General features: G+C 58.3%; 13 protein-coding genes. 8 read left to right on the top strand and 5 right to left on the bottom strand.

Annotated features, from left to right (window positions below):
• Positions 1–123: 123 nt before the first annotated feature.
• Positions 124–1,494: a response regulator c-di-GMP phosphodiesterase, NosR family gene (gene nosR / locus AC3ZVB_RS28770; RefSeq protein WP_162441191.1), complete on the bottom strand. Its 1,371-nt coding sequence runs from the start codon at positions 1,492–1,494 to the stop codon at positions 124–126.
• A gap of 254 nt (positions 1,495–1,748) precedes the next feature.
• On the opposite strand from nosR, the gene AC3ZVB_RS28765 reads away from it, so the two are divergent.
• The 7 genes from AC3ZVB_RS28765 (at position 1,749) to AC3ZVB_RS28735 (ending at position 12,543) form a co-directional block, all read left to right on the top strand.
• Complete coding sequence (locus AC3ZVB_RS28765) at positions 1,749–4,055, top strand: putative bifunctional diguanylate cyclase/phosphodiesterase (protein WP_490148449.1); 2,307 nt, start codon at positions 1,749–1,751, stop codon at positions 4,053–4,055.
• The gene (locus tag AC3ZVB_RS28760) at positions 4,052–5,926 is read left to right on the top strand and encodes a putative bifunctional diguanylate cyclase/phosphodiesterase (RefSeq protein ID WP_490148448.1); all 1,875 of its coding nucleotides are present in this window, start codon (positions 4,052–4,054) and stop codon (positions 5,924–5,926) included. Before AC3ZVB_RS28765 ends, AC3ZVB_RS28760 begins: the two co-directional genes overlap by 4 nt.
• A gap of 44 nt (positions 5,927–5,970) precedes the next feature.
• Entirely contained in the window at positions 5,971–6,930 is a 960-nt protein-coding gene (locus AC3ZVB_RS28755; RefSeq protein ID WP_490148447.1) for a cytochrome-c peroxidase, read from the top strand.
• A complete protein-coding gene (locus AC3ZVB_RS28750; protein WP_490148446.1) occupies positions 6,927–8,738 on the top strand; it encodes a DAHL domain-containing protein in 1,812 nt (603 codons plus the stop codon). The genes AC3ZVB_RS28755 and AC3ZVB_RS28750 overlap by 4 nt, the downstream gene beginning before the upstream one ends.
• Positions 8,735–10,099, top strand: a complete 1,365-nt coding sequence (locus AC3ZVB_RS28745; protein ID WP_490148445.1) for an ATP-binding protein — start codon at positions 8,735–8,737, stop codon at positions 10,097–10,099. The genes AC3ZVB_RS28750 and AC3ZVB_RS28745 overlap by 4 nt, the downstream gene beginning before the upstream one ends.
• A 482-nt stretch (positions 10,100–10,581) precedes the next feature.
• Complete coding sequence (locus AC3ZVB_RS28740; protein WP_162438762.1) at positions 10,582–12,201, top strand: FMN-binding glutamate synthase family protein; 1,620 nt, start codon at positions 10,582–10,584, stop codon at positions 12,199–12,201.
• Between the two features lie 57 nt (positions 12,202–12,258).
• Complete coding sequence (locus AC3ZVB_RS28735; protein ID WP_490148444.1) at positions 12,259–12,543, top strand: putative quinol monooxygenase; 285 nt, start codon at positions 12,259–12,261, stop codon at positions 12,541–12,543.
• A gap of 8 nt (positions 12,544–12,551) precedes the next feature.
• Here the strand turns inward: AC3ZVB_RS28735 and AC3ZVB_RS28730 are convergent, their stop codons facing one another.
• The 4 genes from AC3ZVB_RS28730 to AC3ZVB_RS28715 form a co-directional block, all read right to left on the bottom strand.
• The gene (locus AC3ZVB_RS28730; protein ID WP_490148443.1) at positions 12,552–14,060 is read right to left on the bottom strand and encodes a glucosyltransferase domain-containing protein; all 1,509 of its coding nucleotides are present in this window, start codon (positions 14,058–14,060) and stop codon (positions 12,552–12,554) included.
• Positions 14,060–15,001: a glycosyltransferase family 2 protein gene (locus tag AC3ZVB_RS28725; protein WP_490148442.1), complete on the bottom strand. Its 942-nt coding sequence runs from the start codon at positions 14,999–15,001 to the stop codon at positions 14,060–14,062. Before AC3ZVB_RS28725 ends, AC3ZVB_RS28730 begins: the two co-directional genes overlap by 1 nt.
• Entirely contained in the window at positions 14,998–15,372 is a 375-nt protein-coding gene (locus tag AC3ZVB_RS28720; RefSeq protein ID WP_490148441.1) for a GtrA family protein, read from the bottom strand. Before AC3ZVB_RS28720 ends, AC3ZVB_RS28725 begins: the two co-directional genes overlap by 4 nt.
• Positions 15,373–15,548: 176 nt before the next feature.
• Positions 15,549–16,967 (bottom strand): amino acid permease, encoded by a 1,419-nt coding sequence (locus AC3ZVB_RS28715; protein WP_194692649.1) that lies wholly within the window; start codon positions 16,965–16,967, stop codon positions 15,549–15,551.
• A gap of 827 nt (positions 16,968–17,794) precedes the next feature.
• On the opposite strand from AC3ZVB_RS28715, the gene AC3ZVB_RS28710 reads away from it, so the two are divergent.
• On the top strand, positions 17,795–18,253 hold the full coding sequence (locus AC3ZVB_RS28710; protein WP_162438756.1) for an REP-associated tyrosine transposase: 459 nt from the start codon (positions 17,795–17,797) through the stop codon (positions 18,251–18,253).
• Positions 18,254–18,613 lie beyond the last annotated feature (360 nt).

Here is an 18,613-nt window from a genome sequence, read left to right as displayed (position 1 = left end):
CTCCTACAGTTTGATCCGGGTGGATCAGTGAGATATGGGTTGGCTGTAAGAGCGCCATCGCCGGCAAGCCAGCTCCAACAGTTTGGTTCGGGTACAGCCGAGAAATGATTGGCTGTCAGGCCGTTATCGCGACACCTCACCCGCCTCAAGAATCGCGCCCGACAACGCTTCCGGCTCCTTCACAAAAATACTGTACTTCGCCCCCTCCATCGCTTCAAAGGCAATCAACTTCTCCACCAACGCCCCATTCAACACCTTGCCCGCATTCAACAGCAGCATGCCGTTATCAGCATTCAGGTTGCGCGCCAGGATCATGCCCGCCGCCACCTCCCGAGTGGTCAGCACCTTGACCAAAGGATCAGCCAACGACACATCACTGAGATACGCCGCACACACCTGAATGAAATCCTCCACCATCTCAGGATCATAAAGCCGCCCGGCATAGCTGCGGATGTACACCAGCGCTTCATCGCTGTTCATCTGCCGCTCAAGAATCAGGCCTCGCTGCAACTCGATGAAATCCACCGCCAGTTTCAGCAGCCGCGAACCGAAAGGAATCGCCTCACCCTTGAGCCGGTCGGGAAAGCCGTTGCCGTCCCAGCGCTCCTGATGGTGAAGAATCAGCCGCGCCGCGTCCTTCATCGGATCAAGGGTCATCAACAGCGATTCACTCTGCTTCGGATAACCGCGATAACGCTCGCGATCGTTGTGATGCAGCAGGTCCGCCGGGGCGGTCATCATGCTGTCGGTCCAGCTCAGCTTGCCAATGTTGTAGAGCGCCGCCGCCATGGTCAGGTCGCGACTGCTGCCTTCGTCCAGTCCATGCCGTTTGCAGTAGACCCGCACCAACTCGATGATCTGCCGATTGGTCTGCTTGGCCGGCGGCAACCGCAGGTTGGCCAGCAGCGAAAACACCTCGGTGCCCGTGACGTAGCTGTGTTTGAGTTCCTCGTACGCCAGGTCAAGCATGTCAGCGGTCTGCTGCAGCTCGGCAGTGCGGGAGGCGACGTGTTTTTCCAGGGTGGCGTTGAGCTGCTTCAATTGCTCGTTCTGATCACGCGTTTCCTGCACCAGGCGCACCCGTTCACGCTCGGAATGTTGATACGCGAGGGATTGGCGCAACGTCAGGAGCAGTTCCTCATCGTGCCAGGGTTTGCTGATGTAACGATGAATCTGTCCTTCATTGATGGCTTTGATAATGGCCGACGGATCTGCATAGCCGGTGAGCATGATGCGGATGGTGTGGGGGTAATGCAGATGGACGTAAGCCAACAAGGTGGCGCCATCCATGTTGGGCATGCGCGCATCGCTCATCACCAGATCGATGGGCTGTTGCGCCAAGATTTCCAGGGCCTGGGCACCGCTGGTGGCCAGCAGCACGTTGTAAGGTTGGCTACGTAACAGGCGTCGCAGGCTGTTGAGAATCGACTCCTCATCATCAACCAGCAACACGGTGGGTTTGTAGGTCAAAGGCGTGGGGAGTTGCTCTTCCATGGCGTACCTCGTGTGAAACAACCATTGCGCTGTGTCAGGCCCCGAATCAACATCCCCTATTGTCGGAGCCTGACCTACAGGCTAGATGATTTTCAGCCTGCTCCGCAAAATGATTCCATCCAACTAAAGCGAAGTCCCCCGCAGAGGACTATGCTCAGATGACTCGGATCCATATCTGTACGTTCGGCAGGTGGTCAGGGAAAGGATGCCCGTCCTATGAACACAACCCATCAACTCACTCACAGTGGCCGCGCATGGCGATGAATACGCTGCTCGCGCGCACTAACCGACGGATTCTTATCGTCGACGATACTGTCTCGATCCATGCAGACTTCGTCAAAATCCTCAGCCCTCCCACGTTCAATGATGACCGCCTGATCAGTTCCGAAAATGCCCTGTTCGGTACACCGGCGGCGATGTCACTGCAAAGTTTCGTACTCGATTCGGCGTTCCAGGGCCTCGAGGCACTGGACAAGGTCGAGACGGCGCTGGCCAACGATCTGCCCTACGCGATGGCCTTCATCGACATGCGCATGCCCCCTGGCTGGGATGGGCTGGAGACCATCGAACGGCTGTGGCAAGTCGATCCCAAGCTGCAAGTGGCGCTCTGCACCGCCTATTCCGACTACTCCTGGGAAGACATCGACGAGCGTCTGGACCTGGGTGACCGCCTGCTGATTCTGAAAAAACCCTTCGATGCCATCGAAATCCGCCAGATCGCCAGCGCGCTGACCGCCAAGTGGCAGATGACCGAAGACGCGGCGCTGAAGATGTCGCTGTTGGAGCAAGCCGTCGAAGAGCGTACCCGGGAGCTGTCCGATGCCAACATCATTGTGCAGAACAGCCCGACCATCCTGTACCGGCTGCGCGGTGAGCCATCGTTCCCACTGATGTACATCTCCCACAACATCACCAAGTACGGGCACGTCGCGGCGAACCTCGTGGCGTCGGCCAACTGGGCCCGGGAACTGATTCATCCCGACGATCAATCGAAGGTCGACACCGCCATGGCCCGGGTGCTGGATCGTCATGCGGCAGGCGCGTCCATCGAGTTCAGGATGCGTACGGCCAATGACGCCTGGCGTTGGGTCGAAAACCGTTACATCCCGGTGCGCGACGATGACGGCCGTTTGCTGGAGGTCGAAGGCATCATCATCGACATCACCGAACGCAAACTGGCGGAAGAGAAAATCGCCCTGCTGGCGCGCACCGACGGCCTGACCGGACTGGCCAACCGCGCCACATTGATCGAGCGGCTGCACCAGGCGTTCGCGGCCGCGCGAAGGGGCGCGACAGCGTTTGCCATGTTTTACCTGGATCTGGATCACTTCAAGCGCATCAACGATTCTCTGGGGCACCCGGTCGGCGACTTGTTGCTGAAAGAAGTTGCCGACCGGATCCGGGCCTGCGTGCGTGAAAACGATGTGGTCGCCCGCCTCGGCGGAGACGAGTTCGCCATCCTGCAACTGGAGGTCAGTGACCCGACCCACGCCGCGGCCCTTGCCGCCAAGGTCCGCGATGCGCTGGTGCTGCCTTACGCCCTGGCCGGCAACGACGTGCGGGTGTCTGTGAGTATCGGCATCAGCCTCTACAGCCCCTTATGCACCAGCGCCGACTCCCTGCTGACCCAGGCCGACATGGCGCTGTATCGCTCCAAGGAAAAAGGCCGCAACCAGTACCATTTCCACTCCGAGGAGATCAATCGGGAGGTGGTCGAGCGCATGACCATCGCCACCGACCTGAGAGAAGCCATAGACCGCCAGGAACTTGAACTGCATTACTGGCCGGAAGTGGACCTGAGCAGCGGCAAGATCCTCGGCATGGAAGCGCAGGTCAGCTGGAACCACCCCGAGCGCGGGTTGCTGGAAGCCTCGACGTTTCTGCCCGCGGCGGAAAAAACCGGCACCATCGTTGCCCTCGGTCACTGGGTGCTGGATCGCGCCTGCCAGCAAATGCGCCAATGGCGCGACCAGGGCATGGCGCCGCCGGTCATTGCAATCAAGTTGTCCCTGGCGCAACTCAAGAGTGGTCCGGAGCTGATCTATGACGTGCTGCGCACCACCGCACGCTGGGAACTCTGTCCGTGGGACCTGCGCTTTGACGTCACCGAAGCCACCCTGGCCCAGACCAAATGGACCCACAACGATGTGCTGCCGCGTCTGCGCGAGCTCGGGGTAAAGATTGCCATCGATGACTTCGGCACGGAGTACTCCTCGTTCGATTACCTCAAGACCTATCAGGTCAATCACCTGAAGCTCACGCAAACCTTCATCGACACCGCCGTCCGCGACCCGGCCAGTGCCAACACGTTGCGCGCCATCATCAACTTCGCCCGGGAGGTCGGGATCGGCATCATTGCCGAGGGCGTCGAGACCCAGGAGCAACGCAGCTCGTTGATGGCGACGGGTTCACCGATGAATGCCCAGGGTTATTACTTCAGTAAAGCCGTCACCAGTCAGCAGGCCGCCGAGCTGCTGAAGGCCGGCAGTATCGTGCCACCGAGCCACGACATCGGACCGATTCTGGACAACCCGCAACGCTCCACGGAGGACAAGGGATGAAAACGCCTTTCGTGCGAACCAACCGGCGCATTCTGATCATCGACGACACGCCCTCGATTCATGAGGACTTTCGCAAGATCCTGGGTGCCCCGGTCGACGACGAACAAGCGCTGGCGGGCACGGAAGAAGCCTTGTTCGGCACGCTGCCCCTTGATCGCCTGACGTTCCAGCTCGACTCGGCCTATCAGGGCCAGGAAGCGCTTCATCGGGTCCAATGCGCACTGGATGAAGGCCGGCCGTATGCCATGGCGTTCATCGACATGCGCATGCCGCCGGGCTGGGATGGGCTGGAAACCATCGAACAGTTGTGGAAAGCCGACCCGCACCTGCAAATTGCGCTGTGCACCGCTTACTCCGACTACACCTGGGAAGACATGGCCGAGCGTCTGGAATTCGGCGACCAGTTGCTGGTGCTTAAGAAGCCCTTCGACAGCCTGGAAATCCGTCAGATGGCCAGTGCCATGACCTGGAAATGGCAGATGACCCAGGATGCGGCAATGAAGGTCCTGAGCCTGGAACAAACCATCGAGGCCCGGGTCCACGAACTGCTGAAAGTGTCGCACTTGTTGCAGTACGACGTGCTCACTGAACTGCCCAACAGCACCTTGCTGGGAGATCGACTGAACCAGTCACTTGCCCTGTCCCGGCGCCATGACAAACAACTGGCGGTGATGTTTCTTGGGCTTGACCGCTTCAAGCGCATCAACAACGCCCTGGGCCATCCCGCCGGTGACGAGATGCTCAAACAGGTCGGCCGCAATCTGGTGGCGACGGTGCGTGAGTCCGACTCGGTGTTTCGCTACGGCTCGGACGAATTCGTGGTGATCCTTGCCGATATCCGTCACCCCCAGCAGACCAAGGGCATCGCCGAAAAACTGTTGAAGGCGATTCGCGCGCCGCAACACATCGCCGGCCACGACCTGAGCGTGACCGCCAGTGTGGGCATCAGCATTTACCCCGACGATGGCTTCGACGCCATCTCGCTGATCAAGAAAGCCGAAACCGCGATGCGCAACGTCAAGGAAAGCGGCCCGAACGATTTCCGCTTTTTCATCGACGAAATGAACCAGCGCGCCCGGGATCAGCAAAGCATCGAGACCGGTATTCGCCTGGCTCTGGAACGCAATGAATTCGTCCTGCATTACCAACCCAAACTCGACCTTGCCAGCGGCCAGGTGGTGGGCGCCGAGGCGTTGATTCGCTGGCAGAAACCCGGAAACGGATTGGTCTACCCCTCAGCGTTCATCGGGGTCGCCGAAGACAGCGGCCTGATTGTCCAGTTGAGCAAATGGGTGCTGGCCGAAGCCTGCCGGCAAACCTGTGCTTGGCGGGACGCAGGGCTGCCGACGCTCTGCATGTCGGTCAATATCTCGGCCATCGATTTCCGTCAGCGGGACTTTGTCGAGGGCATCGAACAGATCCTCGCGCAGACGGGCATGGACCCCGCCTCGCTGGAACTGGAAATCACCGAAGGCGTCCTCATGCAGAACATCGAGGCCACCGTCACGTCCCTGAACCGGATCAAGGCATTGGGGGTGCGGCTGGCCATCGATGACTTCGGCACGGGTTATTCCAGCCTGAGTTATCTGCGGCGCTTTCCCATCGACGTGCTGAAAATCGATCAGTCGTTCATTCGCGGCTTGAGCTGTGACAGCAATGACGCTGCCCTGGTCAGCGCCATCATCAGCCTTGGGCGCAGTCTGAAACTGATCATCATTGCCGAAGGCGTGGAAACCCTCGAACAGCTGGATTTCCTCAAGTCCCACCATTGTGAAGAAGGTCAGGGCTATTACTTCAGCAAAGCTGTAACGCCTGAGGCGTTCGTCCAGTATCTGGAATCGGTGAAGCCCTCTTCATCTGTCACTCCGTGAACAAGGCTCAACGACACTCAGGCCATCCGCCAAGGAACCAACCGATGTCGCCCGCCTTTCGGCACCTGCTGCTTTTACCGCTGTTCGGACTTTGCCTGTGCGTGAGCGCCGCGCCACTGGATGAGCCGCTCAAACCCTTGCCAGCCATTCCCAAGCAGAATCCGCTGCGGGTCGAACTGGGTCGTCAGTTGTTCAACGAACCGCGTTTGTCGGTCAACGGCTCGTTGTCCTGCTCAAGCTGCCATCAACTGGAGACCGGTGGCGCCGATAACAAAGCCTTCTCCATCGGTTTCACCGGGCTTGCGGTGGGCGTCAACACCCCCAGCGTGTTCAACGCGAGCCTGAACTTTCGGCAGTTCTGGAACGGTCGCGCCGACACGTTGGAAACCCAGGTTCATGAGGTTGTGCAAAGCCCCAGCGAAATGGGCAGCAACTGGGAACACGTGGTGCAAACGCTGTCTGCCGATCCGGCTTACCGGGCCTTATTCGCCAACGCATACCCGGACGGCGTGAACATGACCAATGTGCAAAACGCCCTGGCCAGCTACGAACGCACGCTGATCAGTGCCAACTCGCGCTTCGACCAATACCTGCAAGGCAATACCGACATTCTCACCACGGATGAAAAGTACGGCTACCAACGCTTCAAAGAGTACGGCTGCATCGCTTGCCACCAAGGGGTGAACATCGGCGGCAACATGTTCCAGAAGTTCGGTGTGATGGGCGATTACTTCCAGGCGCGGGGAAAACCTGTCGAGTCAGACCTGGGCCGTTATCTGGTGACCAAGGACGATGAGGACCGCAACGTGTTCAAAGTACCGAGCTTGCGCAATGTTGCGGTCACCGCACCGTACTTTCATGACGGCTCCGCCAGGACTCTCGAAGAGGCGGTGGATGTGATGTTCAAGTACCAACTCGGTCGCATTCCTTCTGCGGAGGACAAAACCCTGATCGTCAAATTCCTCAAGACCCTGACCGGCGAATGGGGAGGTAAACCCCTATGAGACTGTCTCAACGCCGCAACCTGGCGCTGCTCGGCATCGTCGCCCTGATGCTGGCCTCGACGCTGCTATTCCTGTACCTCAAATCCAATTCGAACCAGGCGATGATCTATGCCGAATCAAGGGATCTGGTCGGCCGGATCAAACAACTGAACGCACAATGGGAAACCGAAATCCTCAAGGCCAGGATCGCCACCAATCACAACTACGATCCACTGGTCACACCACTAACCGAGATGACCCAGCTGTGGCAACAGTTCCAGGCGATGGAGTCCGGCCACGGGCGCAATGACTCGGCCACCTGGCGTGACAGCCATGACGCCTTCCTCAATGATCTGCAGGAAAAGACCCGGCTGGTGGAGCAGTTCAAGTCGCACAATGCCGTGCTGCGCAACTCGCTGGCGTTCCTGTCCGTCGCCGAGGACGACATTCAGGAACAGCTCGCGCAACTGATGGACGGGGACAAACTGCAGCTGCAAAACATCGCCACCGACACCTACGATTTGCTGTTGAGCAGCCTGGAATTCGCCCAGGTCACCTCCGACGACAAGGCGGCTGACATTCTGCTGGGGCTGAACAAACTGCAGGTGAACAAACAACGTTTGCCTGAACAGTTCCACGGTCCGATCGATATCCTCAGCAAGCACGTTTCACTGATCCTGCAGGAACAACCGGTGGTCAACCGGTTGCTGGAAAACATCGAAGCCGTGCCCGTGGCCAAACGCCTGGACGACATCACCAGCCTGCTGAATACGGATCAGCAGCGCTCCGATGCGGTCGACCAGCGCTACCACTTTTACATGCTGGTTTTTTCAGTCCTGCTGGTGTTGTTGCTGGTCTACCTGGCGATTCATTTGATGCGCAGTTTCACGATCATCAATCGTGTCAACAAAGCCCTGCAATCGGCCAACGACGATCTCGAACGGCGGGTAGAAGAGCGCACCCGCGAACTCAGGGACACCCAAAGCGAGCTGCTCGACACCGCACGCCAGGCCGGCATGGCCGAGATCGCCACCAACGTGCTGCACAACGTCGGCAACGTTCTCAACAGCGTGAACATCTCGGCCGACCTGGTCACCCGCAAACTGCGCGGCAGCAAAGCCCTGGGCCTGGGCAAAGCCATGCAGCTGATCAACGAGCACCCGGGGGATCTCGGCACGTTTCTGACCCAGGACGAGAAAGGCAAATTGCTGCCCGGTTACCTGAATCAACTGGTGGAGGCCATTGCCCTGGAACAGCAAGGCATGACCGAGGAACTCGCGCAGCTGAGCAAGAGTGTCGACCACATCAAGGACATCGTCGCGACCCAGCAATCCTACGCGGGCGCCAACAGCCTGATGGAACCGCTGCACATCAGCGAACTGCTCGAAGACGCCTTGCGCATGAACTCCGGCGCCCTGACCCGGCATCACGTCACCGTGATCAAGGACTACAGCGAGGTGCCGCAGATAATGGGCGACAAACACCGGCTGCTGCTGATCCTGATCAACCTGATCAGCAACGCCAAATACGCCATGTCCGACCTCGGCAACCGTCCGCGGCAAATGACCCTCGGGGTAAAAATCGTCGACGACACGACCCTGCAAGTCAGCGTCAAGGACGACGGCGAAGGCATCGCCGAGGAGAACATGACGCGCATCTTCGCCCACGGTTTTACCACCCGCAAAGAAGGCCACGGGTTTGGCCTGCACAGCTGCGCCCTGGCCGCCATCGAGATGAACGGCCACCTCACCGCCCACAGCGACGGCCCAGGCAAAGGTGCACTGTTCACGTTGCAGATCCCGTTGAAATCCGTCACGGAGGACGCATGAGCGAGCGCTCGAACCGCCGCGTTTTGCTGATCGATGACACCCCGTCGATCCACGTGGACTTTCGCAAGATTCTCGCCCCGGAACCGGTGCAGACCGCGGAACTGGACCAGATGGAATCGGCGCTGTTCGGCAGTGAAGTGAAAGCCCCCAGCGCCCTGTTCGAGCTGGACTCGGCATACGGCGGACAAGAGGGGCTGGGTAAACTCAAATGGGCATTACAGGAAAACCGCCCCTACGCCCTGGCCTTCGTCGATATGCGCATGCCGGAAGGTTGGGACGGCGCGAAAACCATTGAACACCTGTGGCAGGAAGACCCGCGCCTGCAAGTGGTGGTGTGTACCGCCTACTCCGATTATTCCTGGGACGAACTGCTGGACCGTCTGCAGGCCCATGACCGTCTGCTGATTCTGAAAAAGCCGTTCGACAACATCGAAGTGCAGCAGATGGCCAACACCCTGCTGACCAAGTGGGACATGACCGAACGGGCGTCCTTGCAGATGAACCATCTGGAGCAACTGGTGCAGCAGGAGATCGACGAGCGCAAACAGCTTGAGTCGCAACTGGTGCAATCGGAAAAACTCGCCTCCCTGGGACAACTCGCGGCCGGTGTCGCCCATGAAATCAACAACCCCATCGGCTTCATTTCTTCCAACCTTGGCACCCTGGATGGCTACTTCAAGCAACTTCAGGAAATGCTCGACGCCTACCGGGACGCGGAAGAGGCCATCGGCTCCAGCGAACGCGTAGAGCGATTGCAGCAACTGCGCGAACAGGTCGAGCTGGAGTTTCTGCGCGAGGACATTCCGCTGCTGATCAAGGAGTCCAAGGACGGCATCAACCGGGTCGGACAGATCGTCAAGGACTTGAAGGATTTCTCCCGCGTGGACGCCAGCGAGGAATGGCAGTGGGTCAATTTGCAGCAAGGTATCGAATCAACGCTGAACATCGTGGCCAACGAACTCAAGTACAAGGCGGATGTGCTCAAGGCGTATCAGGTACTGCCGGATATCGAATGCCTGCCGTCGCAAATCAATCAGGTGATCATGAACCTGATCGTCAACGCGTCTCAGGCCATCGGCCCGGAACGCGGCACCCTCACCCTGCGTACCGGGCAGGCCGATGAAAGGGTCTGGATAGAAGTCGAAGACACCGGCGCGGGCATTGCGCCGAAAAACCTGCAAAAAATCTTTGACCCGTTTTTCACCACCAAACCGGTCGGCCAAGGGACGGGGCTGGGGCTATCGCTGTCCTACGGCATCGTGAAAAAACACCGGGGGGAGATTTCAGTGCGCAGCGAGGTTGGGGTGGGGACGACGTTTCGCGTTGAATTGCCGATACGGCAGACAAAACCGGCAAGTTGAACATTTTTAAGAGCAAAGCCTGCTCGCGATAGTTGCCGGGATCTTGTGCCCGGCAGAGATTTCTGTAGGAGTGAGCCTGCTCGCGATAGCGATGGCACATTCAGCATCCTGGTTGCCTGACACGACCCCATCGCGAGCAGGCTCACTCCTACATTTTGATCTGCGGTGGACACTGGATCTGCGTCCAACAAAATCCCCTGTAGGAGTGAGCCTGCTCGCGATGGCGATGGCACATTCAGCATCCCTATTCTCTGTCACGCCCCCTCTAACTCATCCAGCCCTTACAATTCCTTCACAATCTTGCACGCCATGCTGGGGATAAAATCCCGGCTTGAAGTGTTTTCAGTTTTTTGTCAGGCGCAGAATGCCTGGCAACTTCTGCAACAATGCGCAGACCTGTGGCAAAGGAACATGCTTCCCGCCCACGGAATGCTGTTCAAGCCGTACCGAATAACTGTTGAGTCCGAACCCAAGGAAACCGTATGAGCCTGTCCCTCCTGAGCCGCTACGCCTTCTTTGCCGCTTGCGTAGTGTTCACCCTCGCCAGCCTGCCCTTCCTCGAACATGACTGGCTCTGGCCCTTCACTGCCGTCACCGCCGTCCTCAGCCTGATCGGCCTGTTCGACCTGCTGCAAAGCCCTCACGCCGTGCGTCGCAACTATCCGATCCTGGGCAATATCCGCTACCTGGTCGAAGGCATCCGCCCGGAAATTCGTCAGTACCTGCTTGAATCCGACAGCGATGCCCTGCCCTTCTCCCGCGCTCAGCGCTCGCTGGTTTACTCGCGTGCCAAGAATGAAAGCGCCGACAAACCCTTCGGCACGTTGATCGACGTGTATCAATCGGGTTTCGAATTCATCGGCCATTCCATGCGTCCGGCGCCCTTGAGCGACCCGAGCGGATTTCGCGTGATCGTCGGTGGCCCGCAATGCACTCAACCCTACTCGGCCTCGGTGTTCAACATCTCGGCGATGAGCTTCGGTTCCCTCAGTGCCAACGCGATTCGCGCGCTGAACCAGGGCGCCAAACTCGGCAACTTCGCCCACGACACCGGCGAAGGCAGCATCAGCGCCTATCACCGGGAACACGGCGGCGACCTGACCTGGGAACTGGGCAGCGGCTACTTCGGCTGTCGTACTGCGGACGGTCGTTTCGACCCGGAACGCTTCGCCGCGCAGGCACAGACACCGCAAGTGCGAATGATCGAAATCAAGATGAGCCAAGGCGCAAAACCGGGTCACGGCGGAATCCTGCCCAAGCACAAGGTCACCCAGGAAATCGCCGAAACCCGAGGCATCATGATGGGCGAGGACTGCATCTCGCCGTCACGCCACAGCGCGTTTTCGACGCCAATCGAAATGATGCATTTCATCCAGCAATTGCGGGAATTGTCTGGCGGCAAACCGGTGGGCTTCAAGTTCTGTCTCGGGCATCCATGGGAGTTCATGGGCATCGCCAAAGCCATGCTGGAGACCGGCATCCTTCCGGACTTCATCGTCGTCGACGGTAAGGAAGGCGGCACCGGCGCTGCGCCCGTGGAATTTACCGACCACATCGGCGTACCGATGCGCGAAGGTTTGCTGTTCGTGCACAACACCCTGGTCGGCCTGAACCTGCGCGACAAGATCAAACTGGGCGCCAGCGGCAAGATCGTCAGCGCCTTCGACATTGCCAGCGTCCTGGCCATCGGCGCCGACTGGGCCAACTCGGCGCGCGGCTTCATGTTCGCCATCGGCTGCATCCAGTCGCAAAGCTGCCACACCAACAAATGCCCGACCGGCGTCGCCACCCAGGATACCCTGCGCCAACGCGCGCTGGTGGTGCCAGACAAGGCTCAGCGTGTATTCAGTTTCCACCGAAATACCCTCAAGGCACTGGCTGAAATGCTCGCCGCCGCCGGCCTCGACCACCCTTCGCAACTGTCGGCCAAGCACCTGGTACGGCGCATGTCGGCGACCGAGATCAAGCTGTTCTCACAGTTGCATGTGTTCCTCAAACCAGGGGAATTACTGACCGGCGAAGTCAACGGCGAGTTCTACTCCCGGATGTGGCAGATGGCGCGGGCGGACAGTTTTGAGCCCAATGAAGTGGCCGCCGCGTAAGGACTATTTTCCCGCCAGCCTCAGCATGAGGTTGGCGCTACCTCAAGGAAGAACCAGATGCTGAAAGTGATCGCCCGGGATTTTATCAAGCCCGAATACATTGAAACCGTCCGCCCGTGGTACGCCGAACTGGTCGAGAAAACTCGCCTGGAACCTGATTGCATCGCCTACGACCTGTTCGTCGATCAAAAGAACCCCGGGCATTTTGTCTTCATTGAACAATGGCCGAATCAGGCGGCACTGGACACTCATTGCCAGACCGAGCACTTCCGGCGACTGGTCCCGCAGATCAACCAATACCAAGTCAGGGATTGCGTCATCCTGCTGATGGACGCGTTCTAACCTGCGCATCACCAGCGAATCGAGTCGATCGGGGATGGCTCTTTCATGACGATAAAACCGTAATCACCCATCAGGTAGATCCGGTAAAACTGGCTGTCCACCCATGCCGGATACCCCTGATACCCCACCCTCGTGGCATTGCGCCGTTCCTTCTCCGCGACGACGTTGGTGATGCCCACGCCCGGCAGGTTCTCGGCCAGCACGAAAAAGTCGATGTTGAGCAAGTAATGCAACACCGGCATCTGCCTGAACGAACCTGCCGCCCCCCGCAGCCAGTGATCGGAATAGGTCACCGACAAGTAGATACGCTTGGCGTCGCGTAGCTGGCGATGGGAGGCAATATCGTGTTGAAGGCTGGCCAGGGCGCTGGCCGCGAAGGTTTTCTGCACCGTCAGCACCCGACCATAGGCGTACGACAACGACAACATCGCCAGCAGCGGCACGACCAACAGCAACGGTAGCCGAGGGTGCAGGCGGACGAGTGCCACATGGCTCAGATAGAACAACAACACCAGCAGCACCGCGAACCCCATCAGTGTTCTGGCGCCTTCGTTGAAGTCACGAAAAAAAAGCGCCATGCCCGACACCAGCAACATCACCATCGGCAGCGTCAGCAAGCACGCCAGGCCGATCAGACACTTTTTTGCGCCGCTGTCTCGCCGTTGCCAAATGTGCGCGCCCACCTGCACTCCGCCCGCTATCGCGCACAGCAACAAGCCGGCGAACACCCAAGCGAATCCTCCGTGGAAGAGCAGCAGCACTTTTTCCAGCACGCGACTGATGTTGGTGGACACCTGCAGCCAAGGGCTTGCAGCCCAATTCAGTAAAAGCGTGCGACTCTGGTTGGTAAACGGGTAAGCACTGACGGCGTAAATCAACGCGCCCAACAGCGCTTGGGCGATCCTTCCTCCCACCCGGTCGCGCCATTGCTCCCAGTTGACGTTGTCTTGCGCAGCCCTCAGCACTTCCACACAGCACAGCCCCAGAAAGACATTGAAACTCACCTGGTAAAGCCCAAGCCCCAGTGCGATCAAAAAGGCCGGCACCAGCCATCGCAGGTTGCGCGAAGGATGCTCAAAGCTGATTGCGTAGACCACCGCGACCATACTGAATGCCATGCCTGCGCCGTCGTATTGATACGACAGGTTCTGCAGAAAAAACGGGTTGTACCAAAGCGGCAACACCACCAGGCAACCCGCGATTGTGGGCTGAGGCCAGTAGTGAAAAGTCAGGCGAGTCAACGCCGAGGCCATGGCCAGTGAGGCAATCAGCAGCGGCAACGGAAAGATGTTCGGTGCGCCAACGCTGAACGTCAGTGCGTTGTAGAACAGCTGCGTGAACAACCGGCCCTGATCCGCCCAGGCCGTGCCGGCGGACAATGAGCGCCAGTTGTCATCGATGTAGGGATAGTCCGCGAGGATCAGCGGCAAGACATACACAAGGATCGCGATCAGAAAAAACAGCCAGACCTGACGGCGCCCCAGTTCCCGGGTGAAGTAGTCACTGAACCGGCCCATCAAGGCTCGTTCCGTTTTTTGCCGCCGACGATGTCCTTGACCACATAGCGCGGTCGATGCTTGGCCTCGATGTAGATACGACCTACGTACTCACCGAGGATGCCGATGCCGATCAATTGCACTCCACCGAGAAACAGGATCGCGGTCATCAACGAGGGGTAACCGGGCACGCTGTTACCGAAGAAAATCTTGTCCAGCACCATGTACACCGCATAGATCACGGCAAAGATCGAAATGGCGCCGCCGATGTAGGTCCACAGGCGCAACGGCACCGTGCTGAACGACGTCACGCCTTCCAGTGCCAGGTTCCACAGCTTCCAGCCATTGAACTTGCTGCTTCCTGCCACTCGCCCGACACGCTCGTACTCCACCACCACGGTGTTGAACCCGGCCCAGGACAGCACGCCCTTCATGAACAATTGATGCTCGGGCAACGCGCGGATGACATCCACCACCTTGCGATCCATGAGGCGAAAATCACCGACGTTCTCTTCGATCCGGGTGTACGAAATGCGGTTAAGGAGGTGGTAAAACAACGTGGCGCTGTGACGCTTCATGTAACTGTCAGCGCTGCGGTCGCGACGTTTGGCTAGCACCACGTCTGCCCCTTTTTGCCATTGCTCGATCAGTAATGGAATGACGCTGATCGGGTCCTGCAAATCCACATCCATGGGAATCACCGCGTCGCCGGTGGCGTATTCCAGCCCGGCGAACAGTGCAGGCTCCTTGCCGAAATTGCGGGAAAAGTTGATCAGCACCACCTGCTCATCGGCCTGTGCGAGTGCCGCAGCCTGCTCTGCTGTCTGATCGGTACTGCCGTCGTTGATGAACACGATCTCGACGTCAGCGTGGTCGATCTGCAGCTCGCGCCGCACCGCCTGGTAGAACAGGTTGATCGACTGCTCTTCGTTGAACACCGGAACGATGAGCGAGATCTTCATAGCTCATGCTCGCGAAACACAACGTACTTGGAAAACAGAAATCCCAGCACCAGGCTCAGGCCCGAAAACAGTGCCACGGTCAGCAGACCCGGGAATTTCCACACATCAGCGACATGGCCAACGCCCAGACTCAGCGCGCCCATGGTTCCCAGAAACAGCAGATAGCTGCCCGTCGACGCTCTGGAGTCGAAGGTAAATTGTGCGTTCATATAGAAAGAGAAAGAGGCCGCGACGAGGAACGCCGTCAGGTTGCTGAGCGCCTGGCTGAGATCGGCCGCCACGCTCAGCAGGAAAAAGAGTTGCCAGTGGATCAGCGTATTCGCAACCCCGATTATGGTGTAGCTGGAAAACCCTCTCCACAAGCGTCTCATGCGGCTCACCCGTTGTTGAACGCGACACCCCTCGGATCCTGTTTATTTGAGCGTGTCTGCTGTCATAAATCGCAGGTCAGGCTGCCTTTCAGACGAGCGGCAGAGAATGGAAGATCAAAAACGCAAAAGCCCCGGCCATCAGGACCGGGGCTTTTGCATTTCATACGAACGACTTACTAAGCCGAACGCGCCGCACCTTGCGAAGCGTTGGTCGGTTGCAGCTTGAACACGTAGAACAATACGGTCAGCAGCGCCAGGAACGCCGGGCCGACATAGAGCGCCACACGGGTGTCCGGGAAATACGCCATCAGGCCGACCACCAGCACCAGGAACGCCAGCGCCAGGTACGAGCTGACCGGGAACAGCCACATTTTGTACTTGAGGCCTGCACGTTCGCTGGCGCTCAGGCCTCTGCGGAACTTGAGCTGGGACAGCAGGATCATCACCCAGGTCCAGATCGCGCCGAAGGTCGCAATGGCTGTCACCCAGATGAACACCTTCTCAGGCACCAGGTAGTTCAGCAGCACGCCCAGCAGCAGGGCGCCAATCGACAGCAGCAACGCGCGACGCGGCACTCCATTGCTGGAGGTCGTGGCGAACGCTGCCGGGGCCTGACCATTTTGCGCCAGGCTATAAAGCATGCGCCCGGTGCTGAAGATGCCGCCGTTGCACGAGGACAGCGCTGCAGTGATCACCACGAAGTTGATGATGCCGGCCGCGGTCTTGATGCCCAGACGTTCGAACGTCATCACGAACGGACTGCCCTGAGTGCCGATTTCGTTCCACGGGTAGATCGACAGGATCACGAACAGCGCGCCGACGTAGAACAGCAGGATCCGCCAGAACACCGAGCCGATCGCGTTGGGGATGGTTTTCTGCGGGTTTTTAGCTTCGCCGGCAGTCAGGCCGATCATTTCGACGCCCAGGTAGGCAAACATCACCATCTGCAGAGACATCAACACGCCTTGCACGCCATTGGGCATGAAGCCGCCGTGGGCCCAGAGATTGGAAATCCCCAGCGCCACGCCGTCGTTGCCGAAGCCGAACGCGATTACGCCGATACCGCCGATGACCATCGCAATGATGGTGACGATCTTGATCAGGGCGAACCAGAACTCGAACTCACCGAACGCTTTCACGGCGATCAGGTTGATGGTGCCCATGCTGATCAACGCGGACAGCGCCCAGATCCAGCGGGGTACTTCGGGGAACCAGACGCCCATGTACACCGCCACCGCGGTGATTTCCGCGACGCAGGTCACCAGCCACAGGAACCAGTAGTTCCAGCCGGTGAGGAAGCCCGCCAAGGGGCCGAGGTAGTCTTGTGCGTAACGGCTGAACGAGCCGGCGACCGGGTTATGCACGGCCATCTCGCCGAGGGCGCGCATGATCACCAGGATCGCCAGACCGCCGATGATGTAGGACAGCATGATGGCCGGGCCAGCCATTTCGATGGCCTTGGCCGAACCGAGAAACAGACCAACACCGATACAGGCACCCAGCGCCATCAAACGAATATGCCGTTCGCCGAGTTCGCGTTTAAGCGGGCCGCCCTGAGCGGTCTCGCCTTGGGGCAGATGATTGCCGACTGGCATAGGGGTACAACCTCGTCTTGTTATTGGATATGACCACCGAGTGTCGAAGCGCTGGCTGGTAAACCATTGCTTCCATGAAACCGGTCCTGCTTCGTGGGCAGCACCGTCTTGTAGGACAAAACCTCCAAGATCAGCGGGGCGTGCAGTATAAAAAGCTTCTTACAGGTTTTTTCACTCTATAAACCACAACATTCAGCAAGAACTCTCGGCAAAAGCCCAGTTAGCGGAGGGGCATTACCTGGCTAATGTAGGATTTTTCACTGCTAAAACGGCGCGGAGTATTGCACAGCATTGGTGCATCGTCATGTCCCTACCAAGGTCTTATTTATCGCTCGAGGCGTCTAGCCCAGCCCTTTCAGAGCCTGTCTCTATTGAGATGCATGAACGTCTTCGGAAGGGGATCTATGTGGTGAACGGGATCTATGTAGTGAACGGGATCTATGTGGTGAAGGGTATCTATGTAGTGAAGGGTATCTTGTGGCGAGGGGATTTATCCCCGTTCGGTTGCGCAGCAGCCGTAAACCCTGCGAATCCGATGTAACTGAAAGGACGCAAGGGGAGCGCTTCGCACTCCAACGGGGATAAATCCCCTCACCACAAGATCCCCTCACCACAAGATCCCCTAACTACAAAATCCCCTAGCCACAAAATCCCCTAACCACAAAATCCCCTAGCCACAAAGACTTCTGCCCCCCCTAATCACAAAAACTCTTACTTCACCAAATTCTTCGCAAGAATCGGAAATTTCACTCAATAGTCTCAGCGTTGCTATAGACCACTGCGTACTAGCCTCAACGCGTCACTTGAGATCACAAGGAAGCAATGGATTGCCGACTCAACCAAATTCTCATCGCCTGCGTTTCGGCAGACATTCCGAAATCGGTCGCGCTTATCTCATCACCGCAGTTATCCACAATCGCCAACCACTATTTTCGGATTGGCGCTTGGGCCGCCTGCTTGTCGCAGAAATGCGACGGGCTCACGACTCCGGACGGGTGAATTCAATCGCTTGGGTGGTGATGCCTGATCACTTTCATTGGCTGATGCAACTGCAAGACGACAAGTTAGGGAATGTCATGGGTGCTACCAAAGCCCGATGCGCACAGGCAGTGAACAAAACCATCGGTCGCCGTGGCACTTTGTGGCAAACCGGCTATCACGATCGAGCCATTCGTGATGGCGAAGAACTTCTGCCGTTCGCTCGTTATATCGTTGCCAACCCCTTGAGAGCAGGGCTCGTGGACAAAATCGGCGATTACCCGCTCTGGGATGCCTGCTGGTTGTAACTGTCACCTTCCTTCAATGACTGTCGAAATCACTGTGGTGAGGGGATTTGTTGGACAGAAGACTTAATGACACAGAGATTTTATGTGGCGAGGGGATTTATCCCCGTTCGGTTGCGCAGCAGCCGTAAACCCTGTGATTCCGGTTTAACAGAAAGGACACAGGGGAGTGCTTCGCACTCCAACGGGGATAAATCCCCTCACCACATAAATCCCCTCACCACATGAATCCCCCATCACATGAATCCCCTCACCACTTGAATCCCCTCACCACATGAATCCCCTCACCACATGAATCCCCCATCACTGGCTCGAAGGGCCGAGCAGATCCTGGACGATACGGAAGGTGAACCCCACCAGCAC

It is taken from the genome of Pseudomonas sp. MDV22-iso1 (genome assembly GCF_058145095.1).
Note: the sequence above shows the minus strand (reverse complement) of the source record. Positions and strands in the feature narration are given on the sequence as shown.